This is a genomic window from Amphritea sp. (assembly GCF_016744155.1).
In the GTDB taxonomy this organism is placed as follows: Bacteria; Pseudomonadota; Gammaproteobacteria; order Pseudomonadales; family Balneatricaceae; genus Amphritea.
Map to the genome: position 1 here is coordinate 84,638 of NZ_JADGEW010000013.1, position 20,863 is coordinate 105,500.

Below are 20,863 nucleotides of genomic sequence, written 5' to 3' on the forward strand. Positions count from 1 at the left end.
AACTCATTCCACATCTATCAATAACGATAGTGCATCACGCACCTCCGGTAACATCACCGTAATCTGCGTTTTCAGTTCATGCATCGATGCCCCAAACTGGTCACGTACTTCGTCATTCTGATCTTCCAACCATAGCAAAGCGGCCTGACTGCATTGCTGGGGTGAACAGCCCGGTTCCAAAGGTACACCTGCCTGCTCTAGCAGATCAAAGTAATCATCCTGGTCAATCAGATCAGTGATCATCATAGTGTTTATCTCCTGTAAACAAACCGTCAATACTGGTGCTTTATAGCACTGTATCAGAACGAAAAAAAGCTGGCATTAAGCCAGCTTTATCTTTTCAGAGTTTTAGACCAGCGGTGTCCTTACACCTCAGTCTTCAATCCCTTATAGAGACTAAAACACATCAGCAACAGAATGACTGTAAATGGCAATCCTGCTGTAATAGCACCCGCCTGCAGCGCTTTCAGCGCTTCAGCGCCTCCACCATATAGCAGCACCGCGGCAATCAACCCCTGTAGCACCGCCCAGAAAACACGCTGCGGCACAGGAGAATCAACTTTACCTCCAGCCGTAATCGAATCGATTACCAACGAACCTGAATCAGATGAAGTGATAAAGAACACCAATACCAGAATAATCGCCAATGCCGAAGTAATACCTGACAATGGTAAATTGTCCAGCATCTGGAACATTGCAAGGGAGACATCACTCAGACCACTCGCCAGAGCGCCAGTGCCGCTTTGCACCTGATCAAGCGCCTGCGCGCCAAAGGCTGCCATCCAGATAGCAGATACCACCGTAGGAATAAGCAATACCGCAATCATAAACTCACGTACTGTCCGGCCCCGAGATACCCGTGCGATAAACATCCCCACGAACGGAGACCAGGATATCCACCATGCCCAGTAGAATACTGTCCAGCCCGTGTAGAACTTCTCATCTTCACGTCCTACCCAGTTACTCAAGGGAACAATATCAGTCGCATAGCTACTGACTGTTAGTACCAGATTATTAAAGAATCCACCCAGGGAACCTGCAATTATTACAAACAGCAGTAACGCTGCAGCGATCAGCATATTAATATTACTAAGCAGCTTTACACCGCCTTCCAGACCACGTGTAACGGAGATAATTGCTATTGCTGATACCACAGCAATTATAACGATTTGAGTGGTGATACTATTCTCTATGCCGAACAGATAATTCAATCCGCCAGCAGCCTGAGAAGCACCTAGGCCCAGAGAGGTCGCTAAACCAAAGATGGTCGCCAATACCGCAATAATATCGATCACATGACCGATAGGACCCCATACCCGCTCGCCCAGTAGTGGATAAAACGCTGAACGAATCGTTAGAGGCAAGCCTTTATTGTAGGTAAAGAAGGCCAATGCCAACGCTACAACACCGTAGATAGCCCAGGGATGTAAACCCCAGTGAAACAGGGTTGCACCCATCGCTGAAGCAGCAGCTTCAGGCGTATTTGGCACAGCATTTAGCGGAGTACCCCACCAGTCGGTATAGTACGCTACCGGTTCTGCAACACTCCAGAACATCAAACCGATACCCATACCCGCAGCAAATAGCATAGAGAACCACGACATACGGCTAAAATCGGGTTTAGCCTCAGCTCCCCCCAGACGTATCCGACCGACCGGCAGCACTATCATTAGTAGGCAGAACAACACAAAAACGTTACCGCCAATCATAAACAGCCAGTCGAAGGTTTCAATTGACCAGGTACGAGCGCCTTCCAGCATCACTTTAGCGTCAGCAGGAAACACCAGGGCAAGTACAATAAAGGTCAGGATAGCTAGTGCGCTGGTGGTAAAAACCGGATTGTGAATATCCATTCCCAGTACCTGAACATTATCCTGCCCGGCCTTATAGTCAGAGGTATACTCAGCTGACTTAGGACCGTTTTGAACTTTTTGGTTCATAAAACTACTCCAGATTCTTTTTATATTGCTATCAGACGGAATGCAGATCACCCATGAATCGCCAGAGCCAAATAGTGTTATTTTCTGCAACCCTGCCTGACAGTTCCCGCATCAAACATTGACCTTTAAGCCCGCAAAAGCTGTCGGTAATTTTTGCGCAAGAAGTGTCCATCTTATGAGGAGTAGGGTTTTGATAGCTGACTTATTACGACAGAAAGAACAGTAAAATGCCTATTCTCGACAGGCTAGAATTTCATCTGGAAATCTGCCGTCGCAGAGAACATTAAGATATTTAATCGTTAGAAACGGCACATGAAAAAAGCCTATAAATCATCTTAAAAAAAAGACAAAAAAAACCACTCCAGAGCCGTGAACTTTGGAGTGGCTATAAATGCCTGGGTCTGAACATATCAGTAAATTCAGTTTTCGGGTCAGGCCGTTTCAAATCAAAGCAAAGTGCAAGAAACGAACTTAATATTACACAATAAAAACCGATTAAGACCATATTTAGCGGCACAATTTATGCAAATAACGACATTAACCAGATTTTATTAAAAAACTAATAACTTACCTACATAACTCTATTAAGCAAATTCAAATCAGCGCAACACACCCTCTTCTAACAGAAGATCAAAGATCGCTTGTGCCTGCTCTGCAGCAGATTCATTCTGCATCACTTTACCTCCCTCACTCTGAGATTTAGCAGTGGCGGCTTTAAAGCGTTCAGCGGCGGTTTTAGCTTTTATAACTTTTAACCGTTTGGGTCTCTTTTTGGCTGGTGCTTCGCTCCAGTTTTCACGCAACTGATCGGTCGATGAATCTACGATTTCTATATCCATCATAGCGCGACTGGCAGGACCATAAGCACTTTGACGCGCATCCTGTGCAGCAGAGTCAATACTGGCAATAAACGGCAATCGAATCTTGAGTGAACGTCGCTGCCCCCTGGGAAGTGCCTGCAATACTTCCGCGACCCCAGCCTCAACAGAAATAATATCAGCCACCCGTGGCACAATAGGCCAACCCAGTTTTTCTGCCAATTGATAAGGCACCATTCCGGATGACTCGCCACCCTCTGCACGTACACCGGTGAGCACAATATCCGGGGCGAACTGTTGCAGATATTCTCCTAAGGGCGCCACAGCATCAGCTGCCGGATCAAGTTCCAGCACCTGAACCGAATTCAGTCCCATGCCAGCATAACCTCTTAATCCCGGCTCCTTGGGATCACCCGCATGCAACACAACCAGACTATCGCCTCCCGTGGGGTTTCCCGAATCGAGTAGCTTCATCCCGAGTTCTACCGCACGGCTATCCTGATCAGCCCGGCGTACACGCCCAGACTGCGGATGCTTGCCGACAGAGATCAGAGATACAATTTTCAAATTATTACCCGTTGCTGCTATAGATTGCTTAGGCTGCATCCTGATCACCTCCCTCAGATTGCTGAGTGCGGAATTGCTGCACCAACGTCATCAGTTCATTGAGAATTTCCTGACTGTCGCCAATCGTGCTCAGCGCAGCACGTTTCACCATGTCACAACCGGCATCGGTATTAATGGCGATAACCTTGTCGCACTGACCGATACCCTGCATATGCTGAATCGCACCAGAGATCCCCACCGCTAAATAAACCCGTGCAGTCACCCAGGTACCCGTAGCACCGACCTGACGGACACGTGGCATAAAGCCATCATCCACCGCCACCCGGCTAGCACCTTCGGTTGCACCCAGGATGGATGCCGCAGTATGAAACTGATCCCAGTTATGAATACCGTTACCGGCAGCAAGGATGAACTCAGCCTCTGCCAGAGAGATCGCATTTGGATCAACGGCAACCTGTCCCTGGTCCTGCAGCTTAGCAATTACTGTAGGAACAGCCCCCAGCTCAACTGGCAAGGCCTCATGTCGGGTTTCATCAATCTGATCCGCACACTCTTCGGCCAGTAATAACAGTCTTGGCGTCGTACGAGTGATATCGATGGTACCTGCCGCACCTCGACAGATAGACGTCTGATTGTCCACCTGCCAGGCTTGCGCAGCAGGACGTTCGCCGATACGTGCCGCCAACCGAGAGCCCAGATCTGAACCCCCATTCACACTATCTGGGAACAACCAGAAAGGTGGTTTATACGCAGACTCAACCTGTACCAGCGCAGCTAATCGCTGCTCTGGGCAGTAACCTTCATAGCTGTCGTCATCGAGCAGCAACAGCCGGTCAACACCGGCGGTATCGAAATGCTCCTCTTTACTCTGACCAAAACAAACCGCCAGAACCGCGCCATTGCCCTCAATGCCCACAGCCAGTTTATGTGCCTGACCAATAACATCTTTATCCTGACCGGTCAGGCGTCCACCCACCATATCCGGTACAACCACCACATAAAAATCAGGATTTTCAACCTGGTGGAGCGGTAGTAGAGTTTCCTGAGCGGCACTACTACGACGACCTTTACCGGAAGCCGCTGCATTACCTTTCAAACGGTCAATTCGCTTGATCCCGTTTGGCCCAATAAAGCCTACATTATGAGGATTTTTACGCAGCAGCCCCGATGGTCCGCGGACTTCGGTTAATTCACCGCCAGCACCCGTATTGATATAAGTATCATGCAGTGGATGCAAACGGTTACGGATGATCCGTTCGGCACGAGGGTCACGTCGCAAGACATCAAATGAATTTTGATCGGTCATTAGTGCAGCTCCTCGGCCAATTGATCTACCAGAATCTCAGCAATATCTTTTACTTGTGGCCGCGGCTCCACCACACCCTCCAACATCGCTGTACACTGCTGGCAACCCACAGCAACCAGTTCTGCTCCGGTGCTGTTTACATCTTCCATACGCATATCAGCGATACGACGCTCACCCGGAATATCGGTAACCGGCGCACCACCGCCACCGCCACAGCAGCGAGAGCGGAAGCCAGAGCGTTCCATCTCAGCAATCTCGATACCCATTGAGCGTAGCAGCTCACGGGGCGCCTCGTATTCACCATTGTAGCGCCCCAGATAACAGGGATCATGATAGGTGACTTTGCCGCCACTGAAGCTATTCAGTTTCAGGCTGCCCTGCTGAACCAGCTCATTCAGGAAAGAGGTATGGTGCAGCACCTCCACTCCGTTCAGAGCATCTGAGCCAAAATCGTTATATTCATTTCGCAGACAGTGATAAGCGTGTGGATCGGTAGTGACGATCTTGCTGAACTTATACTGCGATAACACCGCCAAGTTACGCGTTGCCAGGCTCTGGAACGTCGCATCATCACCTAGTCGGCGCGCAACATCACCGCAGTCCAGTTCCTCATCACCCAGCACAGCAAAGTCTACGTTCGCCGCTTTCATCAGTTTCACAAAAGCCCTCAATATACGCTGACTGCGCATATCGAATGCCCCATCGGAAACCCAGAACAGTACTTCCGCTTCTTTTACGTCGCGCATCAGCGGCAAATTCTGATCTGCAGCCCAATTCGTTCGGCTGGCCGGTGCATAGCCGTTTGGATTATCGGTGGCGATAATATTATCCAGCACCTCTGCCCCTTTATTTGGCGTTTGCCCTTTCTCCATGGTCAGATAGCGGCGCATATCGACGATAGCATCCACATGCTCAATCATCATCGGACACTCTTCGACACAGGCACGGCAAGTAGTACAAGACCAGAGAGTTTCGGGATCAAGCAGACCCTCAGTAATGATCTGGTTAGGACCGCCTTTAGCATTGCCCACGTCTTTACCAGGGTAAGCACTACCAGCATAGTTAGCGTCTGTTCCACCGGCCAGGCCGACCACCATATCCTGAATCAGCTTCTTCGGATTCAATGGCTGGCCTGCCGCAAACGCCGGACACACCGCTTCGCATTTACCGCACTGAACGCAGGCATCAAAGCCCAGTAACTGGTTCCATTTAAAATCTGTTGGTTTGGCGACACCTAAGACGCCACCCACTTCGTGAGCAAGAGAAAGATCAACGGGTTTCAGGCCAGTAGAGCGACCCGCCCCAAAACGGTCCTGGCGCCGATGAAATGCCAGATGCAGTGCGCCGGCAAAGGCGTGCTTCATCGGGCCGCCCCAGGTCATTCCGAAGAACAGTTCACCCATACCCCAGATAATTAACCCCGTCAGCACCAGTGTTAACAACACCCCACCAGTCCCTTCAGGCAAGACGCCTGCAGCAGGCAGTGTCAGCACAAAGAACGCACAGGCAAAGGCCAGCAAGCTCTTAGGCAAACGCATCCAGGGGCCTTTGGAGATCCGGCTGGGAGGATTTAAACGACGTTTAAATACGAACAATGCGCCAACAAACATCAGCGCCAGTGAAGCCATCAGCGCCCAGGCCAGAATCTGGCTGTCGATACCCAGCAGATGAACCAGAATAATCAACACCGCAGAGAGAACAAAGCCTCCACCGGTTGCCGCATGGGTCTTGGACATGTATTTGTCACGTTCAACGATATCATGCAGATCATGCAGGTAGCGTCCAGGCATCGCCATCAGGCCGGCAATCAGATCAATCTGATCCGACTGCCCTGCCCGCCACAGATTAACCCGGCGTACGGCACCGATCACCATAAGCACCAGCGCCGTGACAATCAGAAAAGGATGTAACCACTCAAAAATCATAAGGTACCCTCATAAAAAGGTATCGGGCTGTTATACATGCCCTTCTGCTTACCGACCTACCCTACGTTGTAAACGATTAGGCAGGTACGAGAGTTCATAAACTTTCAGATCTAGTCTGGTCGAATCTGAGCGTCATAAGCGCAGGAAGTGCAAAGCATAAAGTTTACGGATGAGCAGCGCTCATGTAAGCACCAGCCGTAAACTTTTAACGCTGCAATTCCAAGCGCAATAGCTCAGATGCGATCAGAGATCTTTACACAGGCGTAAAGCATCATACATCGCCGCATGCACGTTACGCTGCGATACACAGTCACCCAGACGCCACAGAATAAGACCGTCACCGGTTTCACTGAGAACAGGCTGCGGCTTGATATCAAACAGCGCCTCATTATTGATCTGGCCCTTATTACGGGACTCCTCTTTCAGAGCGTAAAACAGCTCTTCATTCGGACGGGTACCGTTTTCAACTACGATCTGATCAACTACCCGCTCTTCGCGCTGCGCGGTATATTCGTTCTCAAGAACGGCCACCAGGCTATCGCCTTCGCGATACACTTTTTCAAGCAAGAAGTCAGAGGTCATGATTACCTCTTTCTCATACAGAGAACGGTAGTAGGTTGGGAAGGTTGTACCACCAATGCCTACACCCGGTTTGATATCGTCGGTAACGATCTCAACCAAAGAGCCTTTCGCCGACAGATAATCAGCAGCCGACAGACCGGAGAACTCGCAGATGGTGTCGTAGATCAGTACGTTTTTACCCGGCTCAACCTTGCCGCTGAGAATATCCCAGCTAGAGACAACCAATCCCTCTGCAGCACCCCATTCAGGATTCTGATCAATAAAGGGAATACCACCGGTAGCGATCACACAAACATCGGGGTTCAGCTCACGAACCAATTCTTCATTCGCTTCGGTGCCCAAACGGACATCAACGCCCAGACGCTCAACTTCCATCGCCAACCAGCGAGTGATACCTGCGATCTGATCTCGCTGAGGCGCTTTAGATGCCAGCGTAATCTGACCACCCAGTTCATCAGCCTTCTCAATCAGAATAACCTCGTGGCCCCGTTCAGCCGCCACGCGGGCAGACTCCAGACCACCAGGCCCACCACCGATAACGACAACCTTACGAATCGGACCGGTGGTTTTCTCAATAATATGGGGCAGTCCCATGTACTCGCGAGAGGTCGCAGCATTCTGAATACAAAGTACATCCAGTCCCTGATACTGACGGTCGATACAGTAGTTCGCACCAACGCACTGACGAATCTGATCGACCTGATCATTTTTGATCTTGGCAATGATATGTGGGTCAGCAATATGGGCTCGAGTCATACCAACAAAGTCGACGTAACCGGCTTCGATAATACGTTTAGCCTGATTTGGATCTTTAATGTTCTGGGCATGAATCACCGGAACAGACACAACTTCTTTGATACCCGCCGCCAGATGTAAGAACGGCTCCGGTGGATAACTCATATTTGGGATAACGTTCGCCAGGGTATTGTGGGTATCACAACCCGAGCCAACCACACCGAAAAAGTCCAGCTCTCCGGTCGCATCATAATAAGCGGCGATCTCTTTCATATCCTCGTGATTCAAGCCATCAGGATGGAATTCATCACCGGTGATACGCATACCGACAACAAAATCACGGCCAACTTCTGCACGCACGGCTTTCAGTACTTCCATACCAAAGCGCATACGGTTTTCGAAGCTGCCGCCCCACTTATCGGTACGTTTGTTAACCCGTGGAGACCAGAATTGATCGACCAGATGCTGGTGCACAGCAGAGAGTTCGACACCATCCAGACCACCCTCTTTGGCACGTCGCGCAGCCTGCGCAAAGTCACCGATGACCCGCCAGATATCTTCCTCTTCAATAATTTTACAGGTAGCCCGGTGAACAGGCTCACGGATACCGGAGGGAGACATCAGGTTAGTCCAGTTTTCACCATCCCAACGGGAACGACGTCCCATATGGGTAATCTGAATCATGATCTTACCGCCGTGCTTATGCACTGCATCCGCCAGATTCTGGAAATGCGGAATAATACGATCAGTAGACAGGTTAACCGAACTCCACCAGCTTTGAGGACTGTCGATGGATACCACACTGGAACCACCACAAATACTCAGGCCACAGCCACCTTTGGCTTTTTCCTCGTAGTACTTAACGTAGCGATCAGTAGTCATACCGCCATCGGTCGCATAAACCTCGGCGTGAGCCGTACTGACAATACGGTTGCGGATTGTCAGATTATTAATCTTTAAAGGCTCAAACAGAACATCAAACTGGGACATGATTCTTCACCCCGATACCTATTAAATGGAAGGGATTGTTTAAAGCGCTACGCTTCAAACAATCCTCTATTCAAATATTTAAATTTATGTATAAACGGTTTTTACCGCTTATCTTTTTCTTTACCCAAAAGGGTGAATGAAAGCGTGCGAACGCAGATCAGACAAGGCAAAAGTTGGCGAGCAGCGCGGAGTTTAGTTTCCTAAATGAGCACTGCGAGCCTGCTTTTAACGCCGTATGATCAAGCGCAGTAGCTTTCAACAGCCTTTTAAAGAGGCGTTACTTCAAAGTAACCTACCTCACAACCCTCTTCGGCAGCGCACTGTGTCTGCTCAGCCTTAGTTCGAACGTCATAACCCAGGCTTTCAGCGATCTGATCAAGGGCACCGGCAAACCAGCCCGTAAACATATAATCAACTTTACGATTTACTTTACCGTACTGGTAAACAAAGGCAGAGTTTTCCAGGCGAACTTTGGCGGTGCCTGCTTCCAGATCCAATTCTTCAGTGATGAAGAAACCCCAACCCCGTTGAGACAGGCGCTTGAGGTAGTGATGCCAGATATCCGCGCCGCTCAGCCCATGCTCCGCAGCTTCTTTTTCACACCAGTAATGAGCAGACTTATAACCCGCCTTATAGAGGATATCGGCATAGCGATCAGCGCCGATCTCTTCCTCGATACCCATGTGATTATTAACAAAGAAGTGGCGTGGCACATACAGCATCGGCAGTGCATCGGTGGTCCATACTCCGGTTTCATCATTTACTTCAATTGGCATTTCTGGCGCATGTACACCCATAGTTCTTTACCTCAAATTCTTTTTATTTTTTAACTACAACTAAATTCTTTTATCCATTATTCCTGACGTAACGAGCGCAGAACACACAAGGCAAAAGTTGGCGAGCGGCGCGGAGCTTAGTTCACTAAGTGAGCACCGCGAGTCAGCTTTTAACGCTGTATGATCAAGCGCAGTAGTCAGGAACCCCAAACATCTTTAAGAAGGGTTACCCAATTCTCACCCATGATTTTACGCACCTGGGTTTCAGAGAAACCATTGCGTAACAGTGCTTCAGTCAGGTTCGGGAATTCACCCACGGTACGAATACCTTTCGGGTTAATAATTTCGCCAAAACGGGTCAAACGGCGGGCGTAGCCTTTATCGTGGGTCAGGTACTCAAAGAAGTCATGACCATGGCCCTGAGTGAAGTCAGTACCGATACCGATCGCGTCTTCACCGACAATGTTGTAGATGTACTTAATCGCTTCAACGTAATCATCAATAGTGGCGTTCACACCGGCACGCAGGAACGGGGTAAACATGGTAACGCCGACGAAACCACCTTTATCAGCGATATACTTCAGCTCTTCGTCGGAACGGTTACGGGGATGTTCTTTAAGTCCGTTAGGCAAACAATGGGAGTAAGCAACTCGCTGCTTGGATTCGTCGATAACTTCTTTAGCGGTGTTCGGCCCTACGTGAGACAGATCACACAACACGCCATGCTTATTCATCTCAGCGACGATCTCACGACCAAAACCGGACAAACCACCATCACGCTCATAACAACCCGTGCCTACCAGGTTCTGGGTGTTGTAACACATCTGCACAATGCCCACGCCCAGATCCTTAAAGACCTTTACATAGCCGATCTGGTCTTCATACGCATTGGCGTTCTGAAAGCCCATCATCACACCGGTTTTACCTTCTCGCTTCGCCCGGTGGATATCTTCAGTGGTACGTACTTTCAGCAGCAGATCACTGCTCTCTTCAATCAACTCGTTCATCTCAACGATGTTACGAACAGTGCCTTCAAAATTTTCCCAGAATGAAACGGTACAGTTAGCAGCGGTCAGGCCACCTTTTGCCATATCCTCAAACAGAGCGCGCTCCCATTTAGCGCAGATCAAGCCATCGATAACGATGGAGTCATTGTGCAGATCAACTGGGTTCATTGTTGTTATCCTTTTGAATCAGATTTATCGGTACCCGGTAAATTCACAGGCCCGCAGGTAAAAAGGACTGCAGCAGACCTTTCCATCATTAGAATCAGTGTAGTTTTTCATGGAAATTTAAAAGGGGCTGGAAACGACTTACCCAATACCAAAAGCGACGGGGGTGATTGAATTAAGTTCTCGAAGTGCTTTGTGGAGGGTAATAGAAGGGGAAAGCGCTAGAGCGTTTGCTACCACAGAGGGCACATAGAACAGGGATAAAGCGTTAGAAAAATTCAAAAAACGGCAGAGAACAAGGAGCCCCTGTATATTTTTTTGAGAACTAAAACAGAAGTATCGGCCAACAACGGGGCGAATTAAAACCTGAAATTAAGGGGACAACCCCACCTGAGTATACGGACAGCCTATGACCTTCGAATAAAAAAATCTAAGCTGCTATGTACTACTAAGAGAAAGAAATCTGTCCCCTTTATCTATCCACACCTTTTATCTAGCCAGGTTTGCGCGCCAATAGGGTAGCAAACTGCAATTTCGCACCATTGTGCATAGTACCGACATCTTCATTGTACTTAATCAGCTCCCATCCCTCATAAGCCTCACGCAACTGCCCCGCTTTCAGGGTAAAAGGGAACCGAACTGGGCATGGGTTCTCATCAGTGCTCATGGCGCAAACAATCAGGTTATAACCGCCAGCCAGAGTGCGCTTATGCATATCGGCAATAACAGCATCAACACGAGCTGGATCGATGAACATTAAGGTTACGGTACAGGCAATAAAGTCATAGTCCTCACCAAGGCTCGCATTGTTAATATCGTACACCTGAGCCTTAATACTCATCCCCTCTTCAACAATAATGCTTTGCAGCATATCAATGGCACCGGGATTAGCATCTATAGCGGTCACGCTAAATCCGAGTTGGCCGAGGTAAACAGCATTACGTCCATTCGAGCAACCCATATCTAACGTATCGCAGGGCTCAATAATTTTGCACGCTTCTACCACTTCACTATGCGCAGGATTTAAGCCATAGCGGCTATTTAGATCAACTATCATGGTAACCACTTGGCTTTGAAATGAGGGCTGTCATCTTACTACTAATCTTGCTCAATTAAATATGAACGGGCTGGTTTTATAGCTTTTATCTGACGGGTCAACAGCACTACTTATTAGAATTAAGCTAATCAAGATCGGTTATATGTCATCAAGTTCTGAATTCGTACCTTGAAGCAACCGGTTTTTATATTGCAGCATCAGTCTTGATTTTTTTTGTTTTTTCACCAACCAGAACAGGTCAGTTCGATATAGAAAACATTTAAAAAAACAAAGCACTCTACCCGACGCTTTACGTCTGAGAGATAGATATGCCCCCCTTTGTATTCTCCCTTTGATGCGTATAGGGTTTTGTAGCAAAAATCTCAATCTGTTCTGCAATCAGAACGGCGACCGGATCTCTTTGTGTAGAATTTCATAAGACGACGCCGTCGAGAGTGACGGCGTCGAATCCAATTTTCACAGAGACTAATACTGTGATCCTTGTCGCTTACTAGGAGGTAACAGTCTCTTTCTTCATTATATTTGCATGGTCCAGAGCGTCTTGTTCTTCTGCCTTGGCCTGGGCTAGTTCCTGCTCAGATGCCTTGGGAGAGAAACGTCCGGTTGCCGCATAGATCAAGCCGAATATCGGCGATAACCAGCAAGCAAACGCCAGTGGAATATAGAGTAGGTTTTCGAAATTTCCGTCGCCAATGCCTAATCCCAGAGCGGTTATAACAAAGGCACCACCAGCATTCCAAGGCACTAGCGGCGAAATGAGAGTGCCACCTTCTTCTACAGCCCGTGAAAGATTCAACTTGGAGTAGCCGATTTTCGTATAAGCCGGTGCAAACATTCTTCCAGGCAACGCGATCGATAGGTAGGGGTCACCAGCAACCAGATTGGTAACTACCGCTGAGCCTGTTGCAGCTGCTTGCAGACCAAAGAAAGTGCGAGTGCGCTTAACTATCGCATCGATCAGAGTTTCAAGACAACGGGTGCGCTCCAGTGCACCGCCAAAGCTCAGGGCGATCAATACCAGCGTAATGACCCAAGTCATTGAAGTAATACCACCGCGGTTTAGTAGACCATCAATTTCCGCTATGCCAGTGTCAATTTTGTACCCTGAGTGCATAAAGTTAAAGATGTCGTGTACCGATATTCCCTGAATTATTACAGCCATCACCGCACCCAACACCGCGCCGGTAAACAGCGACGGTATCGCAGGCATTTTCTTCAGGGCCAAACCGATAACCACTATCGGTGGTAATAACAGCATCAGGGATAGGTTGAAGTTATTCTCGAGTCCCTCAGTGATAGTCTTAATTTTTGTAAAATCAACATCATTCGATCCAATCAGGGTGTAACCGACTACCGTATAAATGCCGAAGGCAACCAGCATTGCAGGTACAGTCGTTGGTAACATATTGCGAATGTGGTCGAACAGGTTAACACCGGTGACAGCGGGTGCCAGGTTAGTGGTATCAGATAGCGGTGAGATCTTATCGCCGAAGAAGGCACCGGAAACTACCGCGCCAGCGGTCCAGTACATAGGGATATCAAAACCAGAACCGATACCCATCAGAGCCAGACCCACAGTACCGGTAGTACCCCAGGAGGTGCCTAGGGAAACCGAGACCACGGCGCACAGCACCATACCAGCGGCAAGGAAAATTTCCGGGCTCAAAACCTTTAGCCCGTAGTAGATCAGCAGCGGTACAGTGCCACTGGCAATCCAAATACCTATGATCATGCCGACCGTCATCAGGATAGCGATAGATGGGAGCCCCACTCGCACTACGTGAAGTGCACCGTCTTCGATATCATCCCAACGATAACCTCTAAACCAGCCTATCAGCGCTGTAATGGCCAGGCCAGCGGCCAAGGGTATATGGGGTGTAAAGTCTCCAAAATAGAAAAGCTGGACCCCCAGAATAGCAAGTGTCAGTACTATCGGCAGTAATGCCATGGAGAGACTGGGTTTGGGAATTTTATTATTCATATTCTGTTCCTGGTTCAGTTTCAAGCTTCGGAAGCAGCCTCATAACATAGCGTTTTTGCTATGATGATGGCCCATCAAAGGAGAAACACTAACACTTCGGAATAAATCAGTGGTTAATGGCCTGTAAAGAGTTGTAAACGACATGTACCTGAACAGATACATAGATGAGCCTGAGTAGAGGGTTGGCCTCTACCTTCTTTTTCTGCTTTACCTGGTTAACTAATGCGAACCTCATAAAATCCAGTAAGTTAATACCGCCATCACAAATCTTGATAGCAACAAACATCTGACCCTATTGTTCTCAGACACTGTTACATCTGTTCAATGGGTATGTGATGAATCAGATGAAAAGAAAATGGAATCCGTGCGCCTGCATGCCAAGGATTGGCTATACAGATATAGAAAAGCCGCAATGAGCTAGTGTAGCTTTGCTACTTTGAGTGTCGGTAAGAACGCATACGAAACTTATCTGAGAGAACTAAAGGCTGTCCGAGCGGGCCTACCTATTTTTACTAGGAATGAGTTTAAAAAAATATCACTTTATATAGAGTGAGGTTTGAACGATCTTCATAAGACTTGGAGAATGGGGACATAGATCAATGATCTCTGACCCATTAGTGCTGGAATACTAGAAAAAACCAACCTTTTAACTGTCCTTGTTATTAATTGCTACAGACCTTGAAAATAAAGTAATAAATCTAGAGAATAAAGGCTCGGGTACATCGGAGCTACATATCCGATGGATCCATGGAGATTCAGCACCAAAATAACATGGAAGTAAGGTTAATATAATACTATGGACAGCCCTCACCAACCCACCCCAAAACGTCAGAAAAAACCACTAAATACAACAGCTAAATGGATGTCTTTAGCTATTTTAGTATCAGTTGCCACTGCGGGTATCTTAAACCTACTTCCACCTACGGCATCTGATGATACTCTTTCAGCCGAACAGATTGCACGCATACATCAAACGATGAGCGGCCCTGTTGAAATACCAGCGACCCGGGTCCGTCCAGAAGATTTAGCCCGAGCCCTTGCTACCTTTCCTAATAATCAGCCTATAGCTAAAGCCATTGCTGACAGTCACCAACCAAAGCTGACACTGGCAAATCACGAGCCCACTGAAAATCAATACTCATTACAACTTGAAGAAACTAAGACTGAGCTAGTCTGGATAAAGCTATGGGACTTTGCCAGTCAGGACGGAGATATTGTCGAGATAGAAAGCGCAGGATACCGAGTACAGGTTCTGCTGAAGAAAGAGCCTGCAGTCATCGCTGTTCCTGTTAGAAAAGGAGGTCAAGTTACAATGAAGGGAGTATCAGATGGAGGAGGCGGTATAACCGTCGCTTTAAATCAAGTCGATAATATTCTCCTAAGACTTTCTCCTGGTCAGATTTATCCTGTCTCATTGATGTACTAGACATATCATGCATAAGCTCCTTCATACACTGAATCGGTACATGCCTCTGATCATAACCATCATGGTTATGATTATGTTGTTTCAGTTCATGGAAAAAATACCTTTCAGCAAATATCTAGCATCAATGGATAATTTTTCTGAAAAGTATACAAATGAACTACTTTATATCTCTGTTTTTTTATGGGTATTGGTTATCTCAGCCTTGCTACATAAAAACAACATGCTTCCTTTTTTCCTACGGATAGGTTTTTTTATGGACATTTTAGATCGCCTTACCAATAAAACTAAAGTCACTGAGGGTATAGAAAAGATAAAAGAAGATACGTTTATCGATTCTGAAGCTTTAACTTACGCTCTCAAACAGAAAATTATTGGTCAGGATAATGTCTGTGATGATATCTCATCTCAAATACGAAGACGTCACGCACTTGTGAGAAGAGGCAAGCCTATTGGTGTATTTCTTCTGGCAGGTCCCCCAGGAACAGGCAAAACCTACTTAGCCAAAGTGCTAGCGAATGAACTGGATAGAGAACTGATTCATTTGGATATGTCTCAGTTCTCTTCTGGCAGTTATGGATTATCACAACTCTTCGGCATGTCTAAGGGTTATGTCGGATCAGACAGTTACGGTCTGTTAACTTCAGGTCTGAGAGACACACCAAACGCTATAGTCCTGCTTGACGAAATCGAAAAAGCACATCCTGATGTTCTAAAATCATTTTTAACCGCTTGGAATGATGGTTTTATAACTGAACGCTCTGACGGTAAAAGTATTTCAACCACACAAGCCACCTTTGTTTTAACCAGTAATTCAGCAACTGATAGGTTAACCCAACTTCATGACATCTATAAAGATGATCCTGACAATCTGAGATCTGCAGCAGTTGAAACGTTAAAAGAAGCCAAGTTTGCACCTGAAGTACTAAATCGAATTGATCGTATATTTGTATTCAGAAAGCTTGAAGGGCTTGATTTGGCTAGAATAACTGCTTTAGAAATTGAAAAGATGATCCATAACTACGGACTTAAAGTAGACAGCCAAGGCATCGATCCTGATATCATTTTAAGCCTAATGTACAGATTTCAGAAAATGGGAAAATCAAGCTCCGCAAGGGATATGGTCAGGAGTATTGAAGATAAGATTGCTGATTCTTTAATCGATGCAAAAAAGCATAACGCATCTTATGTATCTATCATCGAGAAAGATGATGGTTCAATAAAAGCAAAATTCACAACAGCAAAAGCTTAGTATTCAAAATGACATTATGGATAAAAACAAAATCCTGGATTGTTCTCTTATTCCTTGCTTGCTTAACGTTGTATATGAGTTTTCGGCATCACGGAACACCGGCTCAGCTCCCCCCTACTTCAGTGGCGAGCACAACTACGCCATCAAAAACATCGCTATCCCAACCATCCGTACCACCCACGTACGGAACTGTAGATAAGAGTGGTATCAATCCACACCATGACGACAGTTTTAACTTTGATGTGTCTACACGTCTGAATAAATTTCCAACACACACCGAGCTTCATGTGTTGAGTGCTTATGAAGGAAGCGGTGGAAAAAAGGAGCAACCCTGGTGGTCAAAATGCGGATTAGATCATACGGAAGACCCTTCAAAAGCCATCGAATGTCACCGTAAGTGGACTGCTGTCCATGAAACAAAGCCGATCACTATCCAGTTCAATCCTATAAACCCTTCAGTCCTTGTCCTCATGGCATATGAACCGGTTAAATGGAAGGTCCATAGTCGTAATATCGATAACATCAAAAAAGTAATTATTTCAGGCTATCACGCTCAGGAAGTCACAGGCATTCCTGATCATATACCTGTAGAAATCGGCTCCTATATATCTTCAACCGCTTGCAGTAATTGCATTTTAGAAGCAAGACTTCCATTCACTTATAAACGAACCTCGAAGGTGTACAAAACGCTTGAGCAGTCCCTGCTAGATAGAACAGGTATAGCCATTACAAGCTTCCAAGGTCAGTATCAAGTTAGTAGTTTCTCAGTTTCTAGAGTTACTCCGAGTATTCAACCTACTTCAGCAAAGCTAAAGGTAGATGATCTGCTCGGCAATCGATATTCCGATAGTTTTAATATAACTAATTTCTCATTACCCCTTCCCGCAGGTGATTGGGAAGTCCTGGCATTCTATAAAGTTCAGCAAAGTGAAGATGACAAAGCAATTATCTTCTTTCAGCAAGAAGCAGGACAGCTAAAAAATTTATACGCTGTACGATTTATCCTTTCCACCAATGGAAAAGGCTTTCGTCAGAAAAGTGCTTGTTCAGCTAAGAGGGGTTATGTCAGTGAAGTATCTTCAAATCAAAGTTTCGGTCCCCAAAACTGCTTTTGGGTGGAACATTCAACCAAGCCCTGGGAGCTACCTATTTTTAAACTTAGCTACCTTCGTTTAAAAGAGAAAGGTATCCACGCTCCTGAAGTTGTTATCAATTCAGCCTTTCACCGTGCTGACCAAAATAGTTCCCTGACAGCATATTATTTTTCTAACCCTGAACTCTCTGGAATAAAAACTCAAACTTCAAGTTGGAGTACCAGCCCCTGGCACCCTCGAGTCATTGAGGGCCACCCAAAACTTGAAGCATTCGCACAAGAGCAAGTTCTCGATATGAAGTATATGTATAAAGTTTTTAGCGTATTACAACTAACTAGTAATTAAAATTACAGATAAATTTATCACTGCTGAGCAGCCCCAGAACTATCCTTTTTAGACAAGAATCGTTCAGGTAAAACAGAATAAAACAAAAAATAGAAAAGTACTGCGACATTCAAAAAACAAACTGCAACGCGGCGTCACTCTTAAAAAACATTCTAACCCGTCCAACAAGATGCCCACTAGGTACCGGATCCAACGTCACCTTGGACTACTTCTCCCGTTTATCCTTCAGGGGAATTGAGCCAAAAGTAGACTCTGTTTTAGCCTCCGTAAAGGCGCCGCTGGAGACAAACTCTTTAGCCGTGGGTTGGGGTTTACTCGCCACTAGTGTCTGTTTATTTTCCTTATTAACTCGCTCATTCTCATTACCTTTGCCCACCACAGAGCGCTCTTCCCGGGGAGGAATACCCATCTGCTCACGGTAACACTTGCTAAAATGAGGGCTGGAAACAAAACCACAGGCGTCGGCGATATCTATAATCGACATAGAGGTCTGCTTAAGCAGTTGCCGCGCCCGCAACAATCTTAACTTGAGATAATAACGGGAGGGGGAGCAATCGAGAAACTTCTGAAACAGCCGCTCCATCTGCCGTCGGGACAGATTCACATAATGGGCCAGCTCATCCATCTCGATCACTTCTTCAATATTGGCCTCCATAAGCGCCACTAATTCCAGCAGTTTAGGCTGGGTAGTGCCTAATACATGACGTAGGGGTACTTTTTGCTGATCTTTATCATCACGAACACGGTCACAGATAAACATCTCAGAGATAGCCGCAGAAAGCTGATAACCATGCTCCAATTTTATCACATTGAGCATCATATCCAGCGGCACAGTGCCACCGGTACAGGTCATCCTGTCCCGGTCCAGACTAAACAGGCGGTTGGAACAGTTCACTTTGGGAAATGCTTCCTGCAGTGCCGCCAGATATTCCCAATGGGTACTGCATTCATAACCGTCCAGCAATCCAGCATCAGCTAACAGGTATCCACCGGTACAGATCGCACCCAGCTTACAACCTTTACGATCCATTTCCTGTAGCCAGTTGATATGGGTACGGTCATAGCCTTTGGTAATATTCAGACCACCGGCAACAATGACGGTATCCAGCTTCGGGCAGGTTTCGACACTGGCATCAGGCGTTATGGTAATGCCATCACTGGCACTCACAGGCTGACCGTCCATCGTCAGGGTGTACCAAAGGTACAGTTCCTCACCACTGAGCTGATTGGCCATACGCAAGGCCTCAACGGCGGATGCCAGTGAGATCATAGTGAAATTATTCAGTAGCAGAAAGCCGATGGCACGGGGCTGGCCACTATTAACTTCAAGAGTCATATGTAAACCTGTGCCTACATCGCATTCCCTGCGTAATTTAATAGGCTGTTAGTTGATATCTGAAAGCGAGTATTAAATCAGCGCTTATTATTAGCCCCTTATTTAACATCAATCTCTGCAATTGAGAACTCTTTATCCAAAGATTACAACGATTTAGTTGAAGAACTATCATTCAGGTAAATTAACGGCGGGACCTTTTCCCAGAAGATCAGGTACAACACCCTTTAACTTTAGCATACCCTTTTGGTGCCAGCCCCTTTGTGCTTAAAACGAACTAACAAAGCCTATTCACGCCTTCCTAATACAGTAACTTGTACCTATCTAACTAATTAAGGTGGCCAATTGTGTCAAAAAACTAATTAAAGATGCTTTTATCAAAAGCAACAAAACCATCTCCGGGTTTAAACCTCAAGATGTAAAACGTTGTAAACAATATGTAAACAGACTTGCCAAGCCCCCCTAAGAAGCACTACTTTCAGTAGTTAGGATTTCACATTGATCGTAAGGATTTATAAAAATAATAAGGCACGAGGGTATAACGCAACTACCTGTGCCGAGGAAAACACTCCTTTATGAACACAGATGCCCGAATTCTTGTAGTCGATGATGAAGAACTGACCCGGCATTGTCTGAGCAGTTATTTTGAACAGGAAGGCTACACTGTATTTACCGCAGACACGGCTGAGCAAGCTGAAGCGATTCTTCGCAGCGAAGCGATCGATGTTATTCTGCTGGACATACGCCTGCCCGGCAAAGATGGCCTGACCCTGACCCGTGAACTGAGAGTCAATACCGAAGTAGGGATTATTCTGGTAACCGGTCGACTGGATGAAGTGGACCGTTTAATCGGTTTGGAATGCGGTGCCGATGAATATGTCACCAAGCCATTTAACCCCCGTGAGATTCTGGCTCGTACCAAAAATCTGGTTCGCAGGGTCCGCCACTGTACAGATCAGAAACCAACCGATTCCCTACCCCATAGTTTAAAAAGCTTCGAACGGTGGAAACTCAACCTGGACCGACGTCAGCTCATTGATGAGCAGCAACAAATTATTCAACTGACAGAAGGTGAGTTCCAACTGCTCAATACGCTGATGATCAACTCCGGCAGAGTGATGAGTCGGGAACAAATACTTGAACAGATCCGCAACCGGGAATGGGTTCCGAGTGACCGCACCGTTGATGTACTGATTGGCCGGCTACGGCGTAAGCTGAATGATGACCCCGCCAATCCCAGAACGATTCTCACTGTGCACGGTACCGGTTACCTGTTTACACCCAAGCCTGTAGATATGTCATGAACTATAGTGGGCAGGGGCTACTGATCACGCTATTAAGCGCTGTATTAGCTCTATTGCCCACCACCAGCTACAGCCGCACATTGACAGCTTGCGGCCACCCTTTTTACCCCCCCGTATCCTGGATCAGTAACAAACAGCTGACAGGGCTTGCCCCTGCAGTCACCCAGCAGCTATTTGCCGAACTTGGTTACAGTGTAAAACTCCGGGCGGGCTATAACTGGAAACGCTGCCTGCTTGAAGTACAACAAGGCAACGCTGACATT

15 protein-coding genes and 1 pseudogene are annotated in these 20,863 nt (G+C 46.9%); 5 read left to right on the top strand and 11 right to left on the bottom strand.

The window, feature by feature from the left end; translation table 11 throughout:
• Positions 1-3: 3 nt before the first annotated feature.
• The 10 genes from QZZ54_RS11630 to nhaC all read right to left on the bottom strand — a co-directional run bounded on the left by QZZ54_RS11630 (position 4) and on the right by nhaC (position 13,849).
• Positions 4-246, bottom strand: coding sequence for a hypothetical protein (locus QZZ54_RS11630; RefSeq protein WP_290702856.1), 243 nt, complete (start codon positions 244-246; stop codon positions 4-6).
• A gap of 119 nt (positions 247-365) precedes the next feature.
• A complete protein-coding gene (locus tag QZZ54_RS11635) occupies positions 366-1,940 on the bottom strand; it encodes a BCCT family transporter (RefSeq protein WP_290702857.1) in 1,575 nt (524 codons plus the stop codon).
• 599 nt (positions 1,941-2,539) lie between these two features.
• Entirely contained in the window at positions 2,540-3,364 is an 825-nt protein-coding gene (locus QZZ54_RS11640; protein ID WP_290702858.1) for an electron transfer flavoprotein subunit beta, read from the bottom strand.
• Positions 3,354-4,631: an electron transfer flavoprotein subunit alpha/FixB family protein gene (locus tag QZZ54_RS11645; RefSeq protein ID WP_290702859.1), complete on the bottom strand. Its 1,278-nt coding sequence runs from the start codon at positions 4,629-4,631 to the stop codon at positions 3,354-3,356. The genes QZZ54_RS11640 and QZZ54_RS11645 overlap by 11 nt, the downstream gene beginning before the upstream one ends.
• Positions 4,631-6,556, bottom strand: a complete 1,926-nt coding sequence (locus QZZ54_RS11650; protein WP_290702860.1) for a (Fe-S)-binding protein — start codon at positions 6,554-6,556, stop codon at positions 4,631-4,633. Before QZZ54_RS11650 ends, QZZ54_RS11645 begins: the two co-directional genes overlap by 1 nt.
• A 243-nt stretch (positions 6,557-6,799) precedes the next feature.
• A complete protein-coding gene (gene dgcA, locus QZZ54_RS11655; protein WP_290702861.1) occupies positions 6,800-8,863 on the bottom strand; it encodes a dimethylglycine demethylation protein DgcA in 2,064 nt (687 codons plus the stop codon).
• A gap of 266 nt (positions 8,864-9,129) precedes the next feature.
• Positions 9,130-9,660, bottom strand: coding sequence for a 4-vinyl reductase (locus tag QZZ54_RS11660; protein ID WP_290702862.1), 531 nt, complete (start codon positions 9,658-9,660; stop codon positions 9,130-9,132).
• Between the two features lie 176 nt (positions 9,661-9,836).
• Positions 9,837-10,814: a dipeptidase gene (locus QZZ54_RS11665; RefSeq protein WP_290702863.1), complete on the bottom strand. Its 978-nt coding sequence runs from the start codon at positions 10,812-10,814 to the stop codon at positions 9,837-9,839.
• Positions 10,815-11,304: 490 nt separating this feature from the next.
• Complete coding sequence (gene tehB / locus QZZ54_RS11670) at positions 11,305-11,868, bottom strand: tellurite resistance methyltransferase TehB (RefSeq protein WP_290702864.1); 564 nt, start codon at positions 11,866-11,868, stop codon at positions 11,305-11,307.
• A gap of 490 nt (positions 11,869-12,358) precedes the next feature.
• Entirely contained in the window at positions 12,359-13,849 is a 1,491-nt protein-coding gene (gene nhaC / locus QZZ54_RS11675; RefSeq protein ID WP_290702865.1) for a Na+/H+ antiporter NhaC, read from the bottom strand.
• A gap of 796 nt (positions 13,850-14,645) precedes the next feature.
• Here nhaC and QZZ54_RS11680 point away from each other — a divergent pair.
• The 3 genes from QZZ54_RS11680 (at position 14,646) to QZZ54_RS11690 (ending at position 17,963) form a co-directional block, all read left to right on the top strand.
• Complete coding sequence (locus QZZ54_RS11680) at positions 14,646-15,275, top strand: hypothetical protein (protein WP_290702866.1); 630 nt, start codon at positions 14,646-14,648, stop codon at positions 15,273-15,275.
• 73 nt (positions 15,276-15,348) lie between these two features.
• Positions 15,349-16,524 carry an AAA family ATPase gene (locus QZZ54_RS11685; protein ID WP_290702867.1) on the top strand — a complete coding sequence of 392 codons (1,176 nt, stop codon included), beginning with the start codon at positions 15,349-15,351 and terminating at the stop codon, positions 16,522-16,524.
• Between the two features lie 8 nt (positions 16,525-16,532).
• Entirely contained in the window at positions 16,533-17,963 is a 1,431-nt protein-coding gene (locus tag QZZ54_RS11690) for a hypothetical protein (protein WP_290702868.1), read from the top strand.
• Between the two features lie 205 nt (positions 17,964-18,168).
• On the opposite strand, the gene QZZ54_RS11695 is transcribed toward QZZ54_RS11690, so the two are convergent.
• A complete protein-coding gene (locus tag QZZ54_RS11695) occupies positions 18,169-19,299 on the bottom strand; it encodes a GlxA family transcriptional regulator (protein WP_290702869.1) in 1,131 nt (376 codons plus the stop codon).
• A 572-nt stretch (positions 19,300-19,871) separates the two neighbouring features.
• On the opposite strand from QZZ54_RS11695, the gene QZZ54_RS11700 reads away from it, so the two are divergent.
• On the top strand, positions 19,872-20,600 hold the full coding sequence (locus QZZ54_RS11700; RefSeq protein ID WP_290702870.1) for a response regulator: 729 nt from the start codon (positions 19,872-19,874) through the stop codon (positions 20,598-20,600).
• A pseudogene (locus QZZ54_RS11705) lies at positions 20,597-20,863 on the top strand (ABC transporter substrate-binding protein); the annotation flags it as partial. The gene QZZ54_RS11700 and the pseudogene QZZ54_RS11705, both read left to right, overlap by 4 nt.

Excerpts from the sequence above, each read along its gene's own strand:
- QZZ54_RS11680 (WP_290702866.1), top strand. The coding sequence starts at position 14,646 with ATGGACAGCCCTCACCAACCCACCCCAAAACGTCAGAAAAAACCACTA.
- QZZ54_RS11700 (WP_290702870.1), top strand. The coding sequence starts at position 19,872 with ATGAACACAGATGCCCGAATTCTTGTAGTCGATGATGAAGAACTGACC.
- QZZ54_RS11645 (WP_290702859.1), bottom strand. The coding sequence starts at position 4,631 with ATGACCGATCAAAATTCATTTGATGTCTTGCGACGTGACCCTCGTGCC.
- QZZ54_RS11690 (WP_290702868.1), top strand. The coding sequence starts at position 16,533 with ATGACATTATGGATAAAAACAAAATCCTGGATTGTTCTCTTATTCCTT.
- QZZ54_RS11685 (WP_290702867.1), top strand. The coding sequence starts at position 15,349 with ATGTTGTTTCAGTTCATGGAAAAAATACCTTTCAGCAAATATCTAGCA.
- dgcA (WP_290702861.1), bottom strand. The coding sequence starts at position 8,863 with ATGTCCCAGTTTGATGTTCTGTTTGAGCCTTTAAAGATTAATAATCTG.
- QZZ54_RS11660 (WP_290702862.1), bottom strand. The coding sequence starts at position 9,660 with ATGGGTGTACATGCGCCAGAAATGCCAATTGAAGTAAATGATGAAACC.
- nhaC (WP_290702865.1), bottom strand. The coding sequence starts at position 13,849 with ATGAATAATAAAATTCCCAAACCCAGTCTCTCCATGGCATTACTGCCG.
- QZZ54_RS11640 (WP_290702858.1), bottom strand. The coding sequence starts at position 3,364 with ATGCAGCCTAAGCAATCTATAGCAGCAACGGGTAATAATTTGAAAATT.
- QZZ54_RS11665 (WP_290702863.1), bottom strand. The coding sequence starts at position 10,814 with ATGAACCCAGTTGATCTGCACAATGACTCCATCGTTATCGATGGCTTG.
- QZZ54_RS11650 (WP_290702860.1), bottom strand. The coding sequence starts at position 6,556 with ATGATTTTTGAGTGGTTACATCCTTTTCTGATTGTCACGGCGCTGGTG.
- QZZ54_RS11695 (WP_290702869.1), bottom strand. The coding sequence starts at position 19,299 with ATGACTCTTGAAGTTAATAGTGGCCAGCCCCGTGCCATCGGCTTTCTG.
- tehB (WP_290702864.1), bottom strand. The coding sequence starts at position 11,868 with ATGATAGTTGATCTAAATAGCCGCTATGGCTTAAATCCTGCGCATAGT.
- QZZ54_RS11630 (WP_290702856.1), bottom strand. The coding sequence starts at position 246 with ATGATGATCACTGATCTGATTGACCAGGATGATTACTTTGATCTGCTA.
- QZZ54_RS11635 (WP_290702857.1), bottom strand. The coding sequence starts at position 1,940 with ATGAACCAAAAAGTTCAAAACGGTCCTAAGTCAGCTGAGTATACCTCT.